At 33.4% G+C, this 16,700-nt stretch carries 14 protein-coding genes; 12 read left to right on the top strand and 2 right to left on the bottom strand.

Annotated features, from left to right (window positions below; all coding sequences use genetic code 11):
* Positions 1-219 precede the first annotated feature (219 nt).
* Positions 220-444 (top strand): hypothetical protein, encoded by a 225-nt coding sequence (locus BLV35_RS08370; RefSeq protein WP_091087872.1) that lies wholly within the window; start codon positions 220-222, stop codon positions 442-444.
* 85 nt (positions 445-529) lie between these two features.
* On the opposite strand, the gene BLV35_RS08375 is transcribed toward BLV35_RS08370, so the two are convergent.
* Positions 530-2,074 (bottom strand): hypothetical protein, encoded by a 1,545-nt coding sequence (locus tag BLV35_RS08375; protein WP_091087876.1) that lies wholly within the window; start codon positions 2,072-2,074, stop codon positions 530-532.
* Positions 2,075-2,228: 154 nt separating this feature from the next.
* Between BLV35_RS08375 and BLV35_RS08380 the strand changes: the two genes are divergently transcribed.
* From BLV35_RS08380 to acs, 7 genes are all read left to right on the top strand, one after another.
* Positions 2,229-3,404 (top strand): 2-isopropylmalate synthase, encoded by a 1,176-nt coding sequence (locus BLV35_RS08380; RefSeq protein WP_091088526.1) that lies wholly within the window; start codon positions 2,229-2,231, stop codon positions 3,402-3,404.
* 12 nt (positions 3,405-3,416) lie between these two features.
* Positions 3,417-4,535 carry a 3-isopropylmalate dehydrogenase gene (leuB, locus tag BLV35_RS08385; protein ID WP_091087880.1) on the top strand — a complete coding sequence of 373 codons (1,119 nt, stop codon included), beginning with the start codon at positions 3,417-3,419 and terminating at the stop codon, positions 4,533-4,535.
* Positions 4,536-4,603: 68 nt separating this feature from the next.
* On the top strand, positions 4,604-6,277 hold the full coding sequence (ilvD, locus tag BLV35_RS08390) for a dihydroxy-acid dehydratase (RefSeq protein ID WP_091087884.1): 1,674 nt from the start codon (positions 4,604-4,606) through the stop codon (positions 6,275-6,277).
* Positions 6,278-6,317: 40 nt separating this feature from the next.
* A complete protein-coding gene (ilvB, locus tag BLV35_RS08395; RefSeq protein ID WP_091087889.1) occupies positions 6,318-8,012 on the top strand; it encodes a biosynthetic-type acetolactate synthase large subunit in 1,695 nt (564 codons plus the stop codon).
* A gap of 4 nt (positions 8,013-8,016) precedes the next feature.
* Positions 8,017-8,544: an acetolactate synthase small subunit gene (gene ilvN / locus BLV35_RS08400; RefSeq protein WP_091087892.1), complete on the top strand. Its 528-nt coding sequence runs from the start codon at positions 8,017-8,019 to the stop codon at positions 8,542-8,544.
* Positions 8,545-8,554: 10 nt separating this feature from the next.
* The gene (ilvC, locus tag BLV35_RS08405) at positions 8,555-10,024 is read left to right on the top strand and encodes a ketol-acid reductoisomerase (protein WP_091087894.1); all 1,470 of its coding nucleotides are present in this window, start codon (positions 8,555-8,557) and stop codon (positions 10,022-10,024) included.
* 529 nt (positions 10,025-10,553) lie between these two features.
* Positions 10,554-12,461: an acetate--CoA ligase gene (acs, locus tag BLV35_RS08410; RefSeq protein ID WP_091087897.1), complete on the top strand. Its 1,908-nt coding sequence runs from the start codon at positions 10,554-10,556 to the stop codon at positions 12,459-12,461.
* A gap of 5 nt (positions 12,462-12,466) precedes the next feature.
* On the opposite strand, the gene BLV35_RS08415 is transcribed toward acs, so the two are convergent.
* The gene (locus BLV35_RS08415; protein WP_091087901.1) at positions 12,467-13,189 is read right to left on the bottom strand and encodes a hypothetical protein; all 723 of its coding nucleotides are present in this window, start codon (positions 13,187-13,189) and stop codon (positions 12,467-12,469) included.
* 104 nt (positions 13,190-13,293) lie between these two features.
* Here BLV35_RS08415 and BLV35_RS08420 point away from each other — a divergent pair, with 104 nt between their 5' ends.
* From BLV35_RS08420 to BLV35_RS08435, 4 genes are read left to right on the top strand one after another with little or no spacing between them, the layout of a single operon-like run.
* Positions 13,294-14,406: an NAD(P)/FAD-dependent oxidoreductase gene (locus BLV35_RS08420; protein ID WP_091087907.1), complete on the top strand. Its 1,113-nt coding sequence runs from the start codon at positions 13,294-13,296 to the stop codon at positions 14,404-14,406.
* Positions 14,407-15,120, top strand: coding sequence for a methyltransferase domain-containing protein (locus tag BLV35_RS08425; protein WP_091087910.1), 714 nt, complete (start codon positions 14,407-14,409; stop codon positions 15,118-15,120).
* Entirely contained in the window at positions 15,117-16,169 is a 1,053-nt protein-coding gene (locus BLV35_RS08430) for a type III polyketide synthase (protein ID WP_091088529.1), read from the top strand. The genes BLV35_RS08425 and BLV35_RS08430 overlap by 4 nt, the downstream gene beginning before the upstream one ends.
* Before the next feature lie 20 nt (positions 16,170-16,189).
* Positions 16,190-16,618 (top strand): 3-hydroxyacyl-ACP dehydratase FabZ family protein, encoded by a 429-nt coding sequence (locus BLV35_RS08435; protein ID WP_091088533.1) that lies wholly within the window; start codon positions 16,190-16,192, stop codon positions 16,616-16,618.
* Positions 16,619-16,700: the final 82 nt, after the last annotated feature.

Below are 16,700 nucleotides of genomic sequence, written 5' to 3' on the forward strand. Positions count from 1 at the left end.
GGCAATTATTGTCTTGAAAAATCCGTTCATCTTTTTTAATTTTATTATTTCTATAAAAATAGTAATTAAATGAATAGTAAAAAGTCGAAGTGTAAATTTTGAAAGTAGATTGTTGCGTTATTACAAATGATTAGAAAACCTCGTTTTATTATTATTTGTGAACTATACCTTGATAGTGTAATTTTGAAAAAAATTAGAATCTAAAAATTGATTTCAAAAATGAAGCCTTTAAATGAAAAATTAATACTGAAAGATGCCACTATAAATAAAATGCAATTTGATAAAGAATGGTTTTATAAATTAGATGATATCGCATTTTATTTAAAAGAAGATTTATCTGAAGTGGAATTCATCTTTTTACCCATCGTAATCGATGGAGAACAAGAGTTTGTAAAATGTTGCTCTTTTGATGACATAATTAGAGCAAGAAAAGAATTCAAATAATGCTTATAAACAAAGAGTCCGTCTAAAATCTAATTTTAGGCGGACTTTTTTTATACTATAAATCGACGGTAGTCTACTTAATTTACTAGCGGTTATTCAGTTTTGCTTTTTCTCTAATTATATCAGCAATTTTTCTGTTTTCAATTTTACTTTCTAGCCACGAGATGATATCTAAATAAAGGAAAGCTCTTTTTTCATAAGTGTTTTTTTCCAATTCAATAAATCGCTCTCTCATTTTTATGAACTCCTTCTTGATGTCACTTGGATAAAATGAATTCAAGTTTTTCATGAATCGAATGATTTCTTTTTGCACTTCATGCATATCATTCATTTTCAATAAGAACTTGTATGTACTTTTTAATTGGGATTCTAAATTAAAATCTTTTCCCATTTCGTAATGCTCTATTAAATAAAGGAGTCGCGCAAAACACATCAGATCTTCACGCATCGTGAGGTTCTTATTATTGATGATTTTCTCTAAATAGTATATGGATTCGGCATACTTTTCGGTACCAAAATAAATACAGGCTATTTTATAATAAAACATCATTTCGTGATGTTCATCAAGATGCTCACTATGCAACTTAATCTTGTCGAGCACTTCAGGAATCAGGTATTCACTTTCTTCAAAAGTACCTTCCAGTATGTGGTAATTTAATTTATTGTTATATAAATAAAGAAAAGACAAGGAAGCAATATTGTCATTCACCGGAAAACGAGGGTCTTGTATCGTCTCTTCTAGTTTTAAAAGGTATTTTTTAAATTTAGATTTGTACTTCAACATGAATAAGGATTCCAGTAAATAGTGATTTCCTTTGAGGAAGAATACCGGATTCAAATAGATCATATTAGGATTGTCATAAAACAGAGTCACCCATTTGTACGCGTATTTGTAACTCCCTAAAAAATCCTGAACCAAAAAACTATGCCATAGATTCGCATTATAAAACCAATACTTTTCACGAAACCCAAATTTGCTTTCATCAAATTTAGCGATATGCTTGTGGAAATAGGAGTCAATATACTGTTGGTCTTCATCGCTTTTTACGTAACCTGTTTTTAGCATGATGCCATAAAGCTGTAGAGATAAGTTTGATAACTTACTGGAAATGGTGTTTTTATAGTTTAATTCCTTGGCTTGAATTACTAATTCGTCTGCTCGTCCTTGAATACTTCGTGTGATGTATTGGGACTCGATTAATTTTTCAAATTCGACAATTTCAAAAGCCATGTACTTTTCATCGTTTTCTAATGCTTGGATTTTTGTTTTATCCAATAGCTTCAAACTCTGTTTGTACAAGCCTTTGTTATATAGAATACTGGCAAAGTCAATTTGTTCTCTTAGCTGATATCGAATGTTTTGACTTGGAATATTCAATCGAATACTAACTAAAATCTGTTTGTATAAATACGATTTCAAGTTGGATAGTTGTACTTTTTTTATGATCCCATTTTTCAATATAAGTTTTTCATCATAGACTTCTGATTTGTCTAAAATATTGAACAGTTCGATAAATTTTGTATTCGAACTAGTCTCAAGTCGGCTTGCAAAAATCTTAAATTGTCTTTTTTCTGATTTAGATAAGGATTTTATTAGTACGAATAAAAAATCTTTTTGATGGTTAGCCATTGTATAATATAGGAGCTTAATTATATGTAAATCAATAGTTTACAAAGTTTTTACTGTCTTTATAAACAGTATATTTCATTAAATTGAATTTTATTTTACTGTAATGAAATATAACTTTGTTATCGAGATGTGAAATTACATTAAATAAATGAAAATGAATAGAGAGAAAGTCCAAATATTTGATACTACTTTAAGAGATGGAGAACAGGTTCCCGGATGCAAATTAGATACCAAACAAAAACTCGTTATAGCAAATCGATTGGATGAAATGGGTGTTGATATAATTGAAGCTGGATTTCCTGTTTCTAGTCCCGGAGATTTTTTGTCCGTTTCTGAAATTAGTAAAATTGTGAAAAATGCTACTGTTTGTGGGTTAACCAGAGCAGTAAAAAATGATATAGATGTTGCGGCAGCTGCTTTAAAATATGCTAAAAGACCACGTATTCATACAGGAATAGGTACTTCTGAATCACATATCGTTCATAAATTAAATACGACAAGAGAAGATATTATTGTTAGAGCAAAGTTTGCAGTGGCTCATGCTAAATCCTATGTGGAAGATGTGGAGTTTTATGCTGAAGATGCCGGAAGAACTGATAATGATTTTTTAGCACGAGTCTGTGAAGAAGCAATAAAATCAGGAGCAACGGTACTAAACATACCGGATACGACAGGATATTGTTTACCAGAAGAATACGGTGCAAAAATTAAATATTTACGTGAAAACGTAAAAGGTATTGAAAACGTTATTCTTTCTTGCCATTGTCATAATGATCTAGGAATGGCAACAGCCAATTCTATTGCAGGTGCGGTAAACGGAGCCAGACAAATTGAATGTACGATAAATGGAATAGGGGAAAGAGCCGGAAATACAGCACTTGAAGAAGTGGTAATGATTTTCAAGCAACATCCTTATTTAAATTTATATACTGATATTGATACCAAACAATTGAATGAAATGAGTCGTTTGGTTTCTGAAAGTATGGGAATGATAGTACAACCTAACAAAGCTATAGTAGGAGCCAATGCTTTTGCACACAGTTCAGGAATTCATCAGGATGGTGTTATTAAAAATAGAGCAACCTATGAAATCATGGATCCTTTAGATGTAGGTGTTAATGAATCTTCAATTGTTCTTACAGCTAGAAGTGGTAGAGCTGCATTAGCTTACAGAGCCAAAAAAGTAGGGTACGAACTTACAAAAGTACAATTAGATAGAGTATACATAGAGTTTTTGAGATTTGCAGATGTTAAAAAAGAAGTCGTTGATGACGATATACATCAGATTATCGAAGCTTGTAAAATAGAAAGTGATTTAATAAGAAATTAATAACCGAAAGCCATGAATTTAAAAATAGCAGTATTATCAGGAGATGGTATAGGTCCTGAGGTGATCTTACAAGCAAAAAAAGCATTATATGCAATTGGAGTTATATACGACCATGAATTTGTTTTTGAAGACGCACTTATTGGCGCTGTTGCTATAGATAAAACGGGAAGCGCACTTCCTGAACAAACACTAAACTTGTGTCTTAATACAGATGCAGTGTTGTTTGGCGCTATCGGTGATCCAAAATACGATAACAATCCAGATGCAAAAGTTCGTCCAGAGCAAGGATTGTTAAGATTAAGAAAGGAATTAGGTCTTTTTGCAAACATTCGACCAATAAAACCATATGCAGCATTATTAGACGCTTCTCCTTTGAAAAAGGAAATAATTGAAGGTGCTGACTTTACTATTTTTAGAGAATTGACAGGTGGTTCTTATTTTGGAGAGAAAAAATTAAACGAATCAGGAACTGTAGCTTCTGACTTATGTGAATACTCAGAAGAAGAAATTACAAGAATTGCTCATTTGGCTTTCCAATCGGCACAAAACAGAAGAAAAAAAGTAACAATGGTTGATAAAGCTAATGTCCTTGAAACTTCTCGTTTATGGAGAAGAGTGGTAAAAACGGTTAGCGAAAGTTACCCAGAAGTAGCTTTAGACTTCTTGTTTGTAGATAATGCAGCCATGCAAATTATTCTTAATCCAAGACAGTTTGATGTTATTTTGACAGAAAATTTATTTGGAGATATATTATCGGATGAAGCTAGTGTAATAACAGGTTCTATCGGGTTATTGGCATCAGCATCATTAGGAACTACCAATGCTTTATTTGAACCAATACATGGGTCTTATCCACAAGCTAAAGGGAAAAATATAGCAAACCCAGTTGCCTGTATCTTGTCTGCTGCTATGTTATTAGAGCATTTTGGACTTCATGAAGAAGCTAAAAAAATATATGACGGAGTAGAAATTGCAATTGGATACGGAGTGGTAACTACTGATTTGAATCCAGATTCTAAATATGGAACAAATGAAATCGGGGAGTTTATCTCTAATTTTATTTTGAGCAAAGATGACTTGATGTACTTTAATAGTAGTAATGTCACTATCGGACAGTCAACTATTGTTTAAAAAAAGGAAATATATTATACTTTTTAATTTTTCGAATTAAATAAAAAAATACAGATACAACACTATAAATGGAATTAAATAAATATAGCAAGACCATAACTCAAGATGAAACGCAACCTGCAGCACAAGCCATGTTGTACGGAATTGGTTTAACTGAAGAAGATTTAAAGAAAGCACAAGTAGGAATTGTGAGCATGGGTTACGAGGGTAATACTTGTAATATGCACCTTAATGGTTTAGCTAAAGAAATTAAAAAAGGAGTTTGGAAAGAGGATTTAGTAGGACTTATTTTCAATACAATCGGTGTAAGTGACGGTATTTCTAATGGAACTGACGGAATGCGTTTTTCTTTAGTGTCTAGAGATGTTATTGCTGATTCTATCGAAACAGTAATGGGCGCACAATGGTATGATGGTTTAATCGCTGTTCCGGGATGTGATAAAAATATGCCTGGATCTGTAATTGCGATGGGGAGAGTGAATCGCCCATCGATTATGGTTTACGGAGGTTCAATTCATTCTGGTAAATGGAAAGGAGAATCATTAAATATTGTTTCTGCATTTGAAGCATTAGGAAAAAAATTCAACAACACGATTGCTCCTGAGGATTTCAAAGGAGTGATTCAAAATGCTTGTCCAGGTGCAGGAGCTTGCGGAGGTATGTACACGGCAAATACGATGTCTTCGGCTATCGAAGCTTTGGGAATGAGTTTACCTTATAGTTCTTCTAATCCTGCATTAAGCGAAGAGAAAAAACAAGAATGTATCGATGCCGGAAAAGCAATCAGAATCTTGTTAGAAAAAGATATCAAACCAAGAGATATCATGACACGAAAAGCTTTTGAAAATGCAATTACGATGGTAGCTGTTTTAGGTGGTTCTACCAATGCGGTAATGCATCTAATCGCTATGGCACATGCTGTTGACATCGAAATTACTCTTAAAGATTTTCAAGACATTAGTGATAAAACACCATTGCTTGCTGATTTGAAACCAAGTGGTAAATACCTTATGGAAGATCTTCATGAAGCTGGTGGAGTTCCTGCGGTAATGAAATATTTATTAAAACAAGGACTATTGCATGGAGACTGTTTAACTGTTACCGGAAAAACATTAGCTGAGAACTTAGCTGTTGTTCCAGATTTAAACGACGGTCAAGAAGTAATACATGAAATTCAGAAAGCATTAAAAGCAACAGGAAACATCCAAATTCTATACGGAAATCTTGCTGAAGAAGGATGTGTTGCAAAAATTAGTGGTAACGAAGGAGAATATTTCGAAGGTGACGCTATTGTTTATGAAAACGAACATGATGTAATAACTGGAGTTCGTGGTGGTGAAGTAAAACCAGGTAATGTGGTCGTCATTAGGTACTGTGGACCTAAAGGTGGGCCAGGAATGCCGGAAATGCTTAAACCTACATCAGCTATTATGGGTGCTGGACTTGGAAAAAGTGTTGCTTTAATTACTGACGGTAGATTTTCTGGTGGTTCACATGGCTTTGTTGTTGGTCACGTTACGCCGGAGGCTTTTGATGGTGGTGGAATTGCATTAGTCAAAAATGGAGATATTATCACTATTGATGCGGTCAAAAACACTATTAATCTGAAAATTTCTGACGAAGAGTTTGCAGCAAGAAAAGCAAATTGGGTACAACCCGAATCAAGTATCAAAAAAGGAGTGTTACTAAAATATATAAGATCAGTTTCAAGTGCCTCAACAGGTTGTGTTACTGACAAATAAAGCCTAGAGCCTTTACGCTTAAGCGAATAAATAAATACCGATGGGAACAAATAAAATATCAGGCGCTGAAGCCGTTATTAGATGCTTATTAGAAGAAGGAGTAGATTTGGTTTACGGTTATCCAGGTGGAGCAATCATGCCAGTTTACGATGAATTATATAAATTTAAAGATCAATTGCACCATGTTTTAGTACGCCACGAGCAAGGCGCTACACATGCAGCGCAAGGGTTCGCAAGAGCTACAGGAAAAGTTGGTGTCGCAATAGCAACTTCTGGTCCAGGAGCTACAAACTTGGTTACAGGAATTGCAGATGCGCAGATTGATTCCACTCCTATGGTTTGTATCACAGGTCAGGTTGGGAAGCATTTATTGGGTTCTGATGCCTTTCAGGAAACAGATATTATTGGGATTTCAACTCCAGTAACTAAATGGAATTACCAAATTACCGAAGCTTCTGAGATTCCAGAAATCATGGCAAAGGCTTTCTATATTGCCAGATCAGGACGTCCAGGACCCGTTTTAGTAGATATTACTAAAAATGCACAATTTGATGAATTCGAATTCAGTTATAAAAAGTGTACAGGAATTAGAAGTTATGTGGCTGTTCCAAAATTGAACCTAGAAAAGGTAAAAGAAGCTGCGGAATTAATCAACAAGGCGAAGAAACCATTTATTGTTTTTGGTCAAGGGATTATTCTTGGTCAAGCTGAAGAGTTATTGAAAGCATTTGTTGAAAAATCAGGAATTCCTGCTGCTTGGACAATTTTAGGACTTTCTGCATTACCTACAGAGCATCCTTTAAATGTAGGAATGTTAGGAATGCATGGGAATTATGCACCTAATATTTTAACAAATGAATGCGATGTTTTAATAGCACTGGGAATGCGTTTTGATGACCGTGTAACAGGAAATTTAGAAACGTATGCAAAACAAGCCAAAGTAATTCACTTTGATATTGACCCTGCTGAAATTGATAAAAATGTAAAAACGGAAGTGGCTGTTTTAGGTGATGTAAAAGAAGGATTGGCGGCGCTATTGCCTTTAATCGAAAAAAATACACATGAATCTTGGCACAATAAGTTCAAAGAATTATATGAAATTGAATTAGAAGCAGTAATAAATGAGGAGTTGAAACCTAAGAAGGAAGGAATTTCTATGGGTGAAACAATCGAAATGATTAATAAGCATTCTAAAGGTGATGCTATTATGGTTTCGGATGTAGGGCAACACCAAATGTTTACTTGTCGTTATTCTAAATTCAATTCGACAAAAAGTAATGTTACTTCGGGAGGATTAGGAACGATGGGCTTCGCATTACCTGCAGCTATTGGTGCTAAGATGGGGATGCCAGACAGAGAAGTAGTTGCTATTATAGGTGATGGAGGATTTCAGATGACTATTCAAGAGTTAGGAACTATTTTTCAGACGAAAGTCCCTGTAAAAATTGTAATTCTAAACAATGAATTTTTAGGAATGGTACGTCAATGGCAGCAATTGTTTTTTGACAAGCGTTATGCTTCGACTGAGATGACCAATCCTAATTTTGTCGCCATTGCAGAAGGCTACTATATTAAAGCAAAAAAAGTAACCAAAAGAGAAGATTTAGATGCTGCTGTCGCTGAAATGATGGCTTCAAAAGAATCTTATTTCCTTGAGGTTATGGTAGAAAAAGAAAATAATGTATTCCCTATGATTCCAACAGGAGCTTCTGTTTCTGATATCAGATTAAGTTAATATTATGGAAAATCAAACATTCACCATTTCTGTTTATTCAGAAAATAACGTTGGTCTATTAAATAGAATATCAGGTATATTCTTAAAGCGTCACATCAACATACTAAGTTTAAATGTCTCAGAATCAGAGATAGAAAATGTTTCTAGATTTGTGATTGTTGTGCATACGACAGAAAAATGGGTGCAAAATATTGTAGGCCAAATAGAAAAACAAATTGAGGTTATAAAAGCTTTTTATCATATTGATGAAGAAACTATTTTCTTGGAAAATGCCTTATTCAAAATAGAATCAGGATTATTATTCGACGAAAAGCAAATTCAAAATATAATAAAAGAAAGTAATTCAGAAATAGTAACCGTGTCTAGAGACTTTTTTGTGATTTCGAAATCAGGAAGACGTTCAGATATTGAGGAACTATACAATAAATTAAAACCTTTCGGAATCATGCAGTTTGTACGTTCAGGAAGAATATCAGTTTCCAAAGAAAAAATGGAAATATCAACACTATTAGAAGAACTAAAAAATAAATAAAAATTAGACAATGGCAAATTATTTCAATTCATTACCACTTAGATTACAATTAGAACAATTAGGCGTTTGCGAATTCATGGACCAATCAGAATTTGCTGATGGTATAACAGCTTTAAAAGGAAAAAAAGTAGTTATTGTTGGTTGTGGAGCACAAGGATTAAATCAAGGTTTAAACATGAGAGATTCAGGTTTAGATATTTCTTATGCGCTAAGAGCTGAGGCAATTGCACAAAAGAGAGCTTCTTTTATGAATGCTGCTGATAATGGTTTTACTGTGGGAACCTATGAAGACTTAATCCCTACGGCTGATTTGGTTTGTAACCTTACGCCTGATAAACAACATACTGCGGTAGTTACTGCAATTATGCCCTTGATGAAGAAAGGTTCGACATTAGCTTATTCTCACGGTTTTAATATTGTAGAAGAAGGAATGCAAATTCGTAAAGATATTACTGTTATTATGTGTGCTCCAAAATGTCCAGGTTCTGAAGTACGTGAAGAGTATAAAAGAGGTTTTGGTGTACCTACCTTAATTGCTGTACATCCTGAAAATGATCCTGAGAATGTTGGTTTTGCTCAAGCAAAAGCTTATGCTGTTGCTACAGGAGGTCATAAAGCAGGAGTTTTAAATTCTTCTTTTGTTGCCGAAGTAAAATCGGATTTAATGGGAGAGCAAACAATTCTTTGTGGAATGCTACAAACAGGATCTATTTTATGTTTTGATAAAATGGTCGAAAAAGGAATTGAACCAGCTTATGCTTCAAAATTAATTCAATACGGTTGGGAAACAGTAACAGAAGCTTTGAAACACGGTGGAATTACTAATATGATGGATCGTTTGAATAATCCTTCAAAAGTAGAAGCTTATCGTTTAGCTGATGAGTTAAAAGACATTATGCGTCCTTTATTTCAAAAACATATGGACGATATCATTTCAGGTGAATTTTCAAAAAACATGATGATTGACTGGGATAATGATGACGTTAACTTATTGACTTGGAGAGCAGCGACTGCCGAAACTAATTTTGAGAAAACGGCTCCTACTACAGCAGCTATTTCTGAGCAAGAATACTTTGATAACGGAGTATTAATGATTGCTATGGTAAAAGCAGGTGTGGAATTGGCTTTTGAAACAATGACTGAAACAGGAATTATTGAAGAGTCAGCATACTATGAGTCGCTTCATGAATTGCCTTTAATTGCCAATACAGTAGCTAGAAAAAAATTATATGAAATGAATAGAATTATTTCTGATACTGCAGAATATGGTTGTTATTTATTTGATCACGCTTGTAAGCCGTTATTGACGGACTTTATGAAAACTATTGATACTAATGTTATAGGAAAATCTTTTTCGACAACAAATGCTATTGATAACGCTGTGTTGATTGCTGTTAATAAAAGTATTCGTCAACACCCAATTGAAGAGACAGGGGAATGGTTGAGAGAATCTATGACAGCTATGAAAAAAATAGGATAATTATAAAAAAAGAGGAATTGCCACACATGAGGGTGTGCTGGAATTTGCACTGTATCACATGTCGATCTATATTTTGAGTTAGTTACAAGGTATTTAAACAATGGTAGAGATATGGAAGCTTATTACATTCACTTAACTTCGACTGAGTTTTAAAGTTAAGTGAAGTGGTTCCTTATAATTTAAAGATTATAATTTGTATGGATTTTCAATTCGAAAATTTAGTGCAAACAAGGTTATGGCATCAGTATTATGGTTGAGGCGTATTTTTGTTATTAACAAAACGTTTTATTCGTTTTTTTAGATGCTAAATTAATTGTTATGAATATTGTTAATTAAAAAATGACGGGGTAGAATTTCTACTTCGTCTTTTTTGCGTTCTATCATTTTGTACAAAAACACCTAGTTTTTAAGGAATACTTACATAAGCTGTTGTATTATTATCGAGTTTCTAAATAATGGAGGGAATTTATAAATTTATTTGTTTTAGGAATACATAGAATTTTAATACTTTTATAAAAAATAAATAAGCATGAGCTACTATAAGATTCAAAACTTCGAACAATACTTCAAACATTATAACAAATCTGTCCGTGAACCCCGAAAATTTTGGGGTAAAATTGCCGAAGAGAATTTTACTTGGTATCAACAGTGGGATAAAGTTGTTGAATTTGATATGGCTGAAGCTGAAATAAAATGGTTCACAGAAGCGAAAGTAAACATAGCAAAGAATTGTATAGACAGACATCTTAATAAAAGAGGAGATAAAACAGCAATCATTTTTGAGCCAAATGAGCCAAGTGAGGAAGCTTTGCATATTTCTTATAACGAATTGCATCAACGCGTTTGCAAAATGGCAAATGTATTACGTGAAAAAGGGATTACTAAAGGAGATCGAGTTTGTATTTATTTACCAATGATTCCGGAATTAGCAGTTTCAATTTTAGCCTGTGCTAGAATTGGCGCTATTCATTCCGTAGTTTTCGCTGGATTTTCAGCTTCTGCAGTAGCTACCAGAATATTAGATAGTGAATGTAAAATGGTAATTACTTCAGATGGTGGCTACCGTGGTAATAAAACAATCGAGTTAAAAGAAATAATTGACGAAGCCTTAGAAAAATGCCCATCGGTAGAAAAGGTATTGGTTGTAAAAAGAACCAGCACTCCAGTTATAATGAAGGAAGGTAGAGATATCTGGTTGCAACCTTTATTAGACGAAGCTTCAGACAATAGTGTCGCTGAAATAATGGATTCTGAAGATCCTTTGTTTATTCTGTATACTTCTGGTTCGACAGGAAAACCAAAAGGAATGGTACACACTACTGCAGGTTATATGGTTTATACTGCTTATACTTTTAAAAATGTCTTCAATTACGAAGAAAACGATATCTTTTGGTGTACTGCAGATATCGGTTGGATTACTGGGCATTCTTATTCTTTATACGGTCCATTATTGAATGGAGCGACAACAGTAATTTTTGAAGGAGTTCCTTCTTATCCCGATTTTAGTCGTTTTTGGGAAATTATCGAAAAACATAAAATCACCCAATTCTATACTGCACCAACGGCTATTCGTGCCTTGGCTAAAGAAAATGTTGATTATGTTCAAAAGCATCATTTAAATACTTTAAAAGTAATTGGATCTGTTGGAGAACCTATTAATGAAGAAGCATGGCACTGGTATAATGACCATGTGGGACAGAAAAAATGCCCTGTAGTGGATACTTGGTGGCAAACAGAAACTGGTGGAATTATGATTGCTCCAATTGCATTTGTTACACCAACGAAACCAACTTATGCCACATTGCCGCTACCGGGAGTTCAGGCGGTATTGATGGATGATACTGGTAATGAAATAGAAGGGAACCAAGTAGTAGGCAACTTATGTATTAAATTCCCATGGCCTGGGATTGCAAGGACAATTTGGGGTAACCATCAAAGATATAAAGACACTTATTTCTCGGCCTTTCCAGGGACTTATTTTACTGGAGATGGTGCTTTACGTGATGAAGTAGGCTATTATAGAATAACAGGGCGTGTTGACGATATTGTTATTGTTTCAGGGCATAATCTAGGTACAGCTCCAATCGAGGATGCTATAAATGAACATCCTGCAGTTGCTGAAAGTGCAATTGTTGGCTTTCCTCATGATATAAAAGGAAACGCTCTTTATGGTTATGTAATTTTGAAAGAAACAGGGGAAATCAGAAACAAAGAAAACCTGTTTAAAGAGATCAATCAAAGTATTTCTGATCACGTTGGACCGATAGCCAAGCTGGACAAGATACAGTTTGTTTCCGGTTTGCCTAAAACCCGTTCAGGTAAAATTATGCGTAGAATTCTGAGGAAAATTGCAGAAGGTGACTTTTCTAATTTTGGAGATACTTCTACTTTACTGAATCCGGAGATTGTGGACGAAATAAAAGATAATAAATTATAAGAAAGTTAAGGTTGAGAATCTGTCAAAAGATTTTCAACCTTTTTTTTATCAGTTATAATAAACAGATAAATTAGATAAAACGAAGTAAAATGCAATACTCGATCAAAGGTGTTCAAAAGTACGTGGTCGATATAATAAGTGACAATAGCGGCAAAAATATCGTTAAAAATTAAGGCAAAAGCACCAAAAAAGTAATAGTACGCTTTTCTATTGGTAAATTTTGCCAAATATAGAACGGCTGTAACGCCAAGAAATAAAGCAGCTATGGCATTAAAAATCATAATAACATTAAGGTAACTATCACCAGCAGCAGCTATTAAAACATATAAGATTGCTACTAAAAGGAAACAATTAATAGCAAACATAAAAAGTGAAATTCCTTTTGGTACAGTGTAAAGTTTTTTAGTTTTAATTGAATTATATCCTAAATTCGCTAATGCTAAATAACAAAAAAAAGATGCTATTAATGCAGTTCTATACAATTGTACTGAATCTTCCCAAAACAAAAGTAAAAGCTCATTTATATAAAAGTAAATAACGTATAAATAATAATTTAAAGAAAGTTTCTTGAAATTATTATTTACCACATAAATTATAAAAGTTGGAATAATAAATGGCTTAATATAAATAACTAGAGCAGGACTAAAGAAAATTCCAGCACAAAAATAAACTACTAGTAGAGTTAAAGGTATAAATAATAATGATTTCTTACTGTTGATTGTATCCATAGACAAAACAAAGCTAGTGCTTTAAATTTTTATTACAAAAATTATGTAAAATTTTAGAGAATTTTGAAAGAATTTGTTGAACTAAATTATTAAATTTACGACATATGATACAAAATTCTATAGTTATTATTGGTGGCGGTTTGGCAGGACTTATTGCTGCTATCCATCTTAAAAATAATAATTACAATGTTTTAGTAATCGAAAAAAATGAATTTCCTAAACACAAAGTTTGTGGCGAATATATTTCCAACGAAGTTTTACCTTATTTAAAATCGCTTGGTCTAGACATTAATTCGCTGCACCCTAAACACATTGATAAACTTTCCTTTTCATTAGTTTCTGGAAAATGTATTAACACAGCTTTGCCTTTGGGTGGATTTGGAATAAGTAGATATGAATTAGATCAGTATTTATATAATGAAGCAAAAAATATTGGTTGTGTAATTGTTCAAGACACTGTTTCTGATGTTGAATTTTTAGATGGTAAGTTTACAGTCACTACAAATGAGAATACCTATTATACTTCAATTGTACTTGGGGCTTTTGGGAAAAGATCAAATCTAGATATTAAATTAAAACGTAACTTTATTCAGAGACAATCACATTGGCTTGGTGTTAAGGCACATTACAAACTAGATTTCCCGGAGGATCATGTTGGACTACATCATTTTAAAGGAGGCTATTGTGGCGTTTCTAAAATAGAAAACAATTTAGTGAACATCTGTTATCTAGCTAATTACGAAACATTTAAACAGTACAAGTCTATCGAAGATTATCAATTAAATGTAGTTCGTGAGAATCCCAATTTAGAAAAAATTTTTAAAAATGCTGAAATTCAGTTCGAAAAGCCTTTGACGATTAGTCAAGTGTCTTTCGAAGAAAAGAAATGTGTAGAAAATCATATAATAATGATAGGTGACACCGCTGGATTAATTCATCCTTTGTGCGGCAATGGAATGGCAATGGCTATTCACAGCGCGAAAATGGCGTCAGAAAATATAATCGATTTTCTAGAAAACAAAATAAATAGAGCTACTTTAGAAAATAATTATTTAAACGATTGGAATAAAAATTTCAAAAAAAGATTGCGAGCAGGTCGACTTTTGGGAAAGCTATTAGAACATGAAAAAATAGCGCAAGCGGTCTTAAAAATTTTAATTATTTTTCCTTTTATGTTATCTATAATAATAAAGAAAACGCATGGTAAACCAATATAAATGGCTATAAATACAACCTATAGAACAAATGCATCCGAAATAATGGATGACTTTCAGCTCGAAGGTGATGAATTAAGAGATGCGTTAGATAAAATCGCTAAAATAAATCAGCTATTGGGCGGAAACAAGTTAACTTTACTTGGTGTGAAGGAGTTGATTGCCAATAATTCCAAAACAACTGAAATCATTATTGTTGATGTAGGTTGTGGAAATGGAGATATGTTGAGAACGCTTGCCGAGTACGGTTTACAACATAATTTAAAATTTAACCTTATAGGGGTTGATGCAAATAGTTTCACTGTAAATCATGCTATTAATCTATCAAAACAGTATCCAAATATAGCGTACCGCTGTGAAGACATATTTGATAAACCGTTTAAAGAACTGAAATACGATATCGTGTTATGCACATTGACTTTACATCATTTCAAGGAGGATGAAATTATCGAAATAACGACATCATTTTATGAAAATTCCAGACTTGGAGTCGTTATTAATGATTTGCATCGAAGTGCTATTGCTTACCGATTATTTCAATCCTTGTGTTTTGTTTTTCGATTGAATGATATGTCGAGGGAAGATGGTTTGGTTTCAATATTAAGAGGATTTAAAAAAGAAGATTTGCTTCGTTTTTCGAAGAATTTAAGTATTAAAAAATATAAAATCCAATGGAAGTGGGCTTTTAGATACCAATGGATAATTTCAAAGATATGAGTGTAAAAATAAATACAGTTACAAAACAGCTACCAAAATATTCCAGAACCACCGAAGAGATTATTCCGTTTCTGGATGCATGGCTCGTGGGACAAGATGAGCGCTTCATCAGAAAGGTGAAAAAGATATTTGAGGGTGCGGCAGTGGATAAACGCTATTCCATCATGGATCCTATCGAAGTTTTTACAAAAACATCATTTGAAGAGAGAAATGATATTTACGTTCGTGAAGTTATTGATTTAGGAGAAAAGGTATTGGAAAAAGCTTTGTTGAAATCGGGTTGGAAGCCAGAAGATTTAGATTATATCATCACGGTGAGTTGTACGGGTATTATGATTCCTTCATTAGATGCATATTTAATTAATAAGCTGAAATTACGTCAGGATATTGTACGTCTTCCCGTAACGGAGATGGGATGTGCCGCGGGAATTTCAGGTATTATTTATGCTAAAAATTTCCTGCAGTCTAATCCGGGCAAACGTGCAGCAGTAATTGCAGTAGAAAGTCCAACGGCGACATTTCAGCTGAATGATTTTTCGATGGCAAATATTGTAAGTGCAGCCATTTTTGGTGATGGAGCTGCCTGCGTTTTACTTTCGTCCCACGAAGACGATGAGGGACCCGAAATTCTTGCAGAAGAGATGTATCATTTTTATGAAAATGAACACATGATGGGTTTTAAGCTCACTAATACCGGTTTACAAATGATTTTGGACATTGAAGTGCCAAATACGATTGCGTCCCATTTTCCGGCAATTATCCATCCTTTTTTGAAAAAAAACAATCTGAAAATTGATGACATGGATCATTTAATATTTCATCCGGGTGGAAAAAAAATAGTTCAAACAGTCGAAGCCCTATTTTCAGATTTGGGAAAAAATATTGATGACACAAAAGAAGTTTTGCGTTTGTATGGTAATATGTCAAGCGCAACCGTTTTGTATGTTTTGGAGCGATTCATGGACAATAGACCTCCAAAAGGAGATAAAGGATTAATGTTGAGTTTTGGTCCCGGATTTTCAGCACAACGAGTATTGTTGCAGTTTTAGTCACAGAAGATACAAAAATGATAAAAAGTCAAGAAATTATATCAAAATTACCGTATTCGAAACCGTTTTTATTTGTTGATGAAATCATTCATATTGATGAGAATGGAGTGGAAGGGAGTTTTACTTTCGATGAAAACTTAGACTTTTATAAAGGTCATTTTGAACATAACCCGGTGACACCCGGCGTGATCTTAACAGAGACTATGGCTCAGATTGGATTAGTATGTCTTGGTATATTTATATTAGATAATAACTTTAATAAAAACACTTCAATAGCCTTAACATCAGTTAATATGGAATTTATTAAGCCTGTATTTCCTAATGAAAAAGTGACAGTTTTTTCAGAAAAAATATACTTCAGATTTGGTAAGCTAAAATGCAAAGTAAGTATGAAAAATGAGAACAGTGTTGTTGTATGTACTGGAGAAATTGCAGGTATGGTAGTCTAGTTTTTTTTTAATTTTTCAGTTGGGGCTCTGCGAGGGATTTTAGCTTTTTCTAATTTTCAATTAAAAAAATTAATAGCTAATC

It is taken from the genome of Flavobacterium gillisiae (assembly GCF_900107635.1).
Taxonomy (GTDB): Bacteria; Bacteroidota; Bacteroidia; order Flavobacteriales; family Flavobacteriaceae; genus Flavobacterium; species Flavobacterium gillisiae.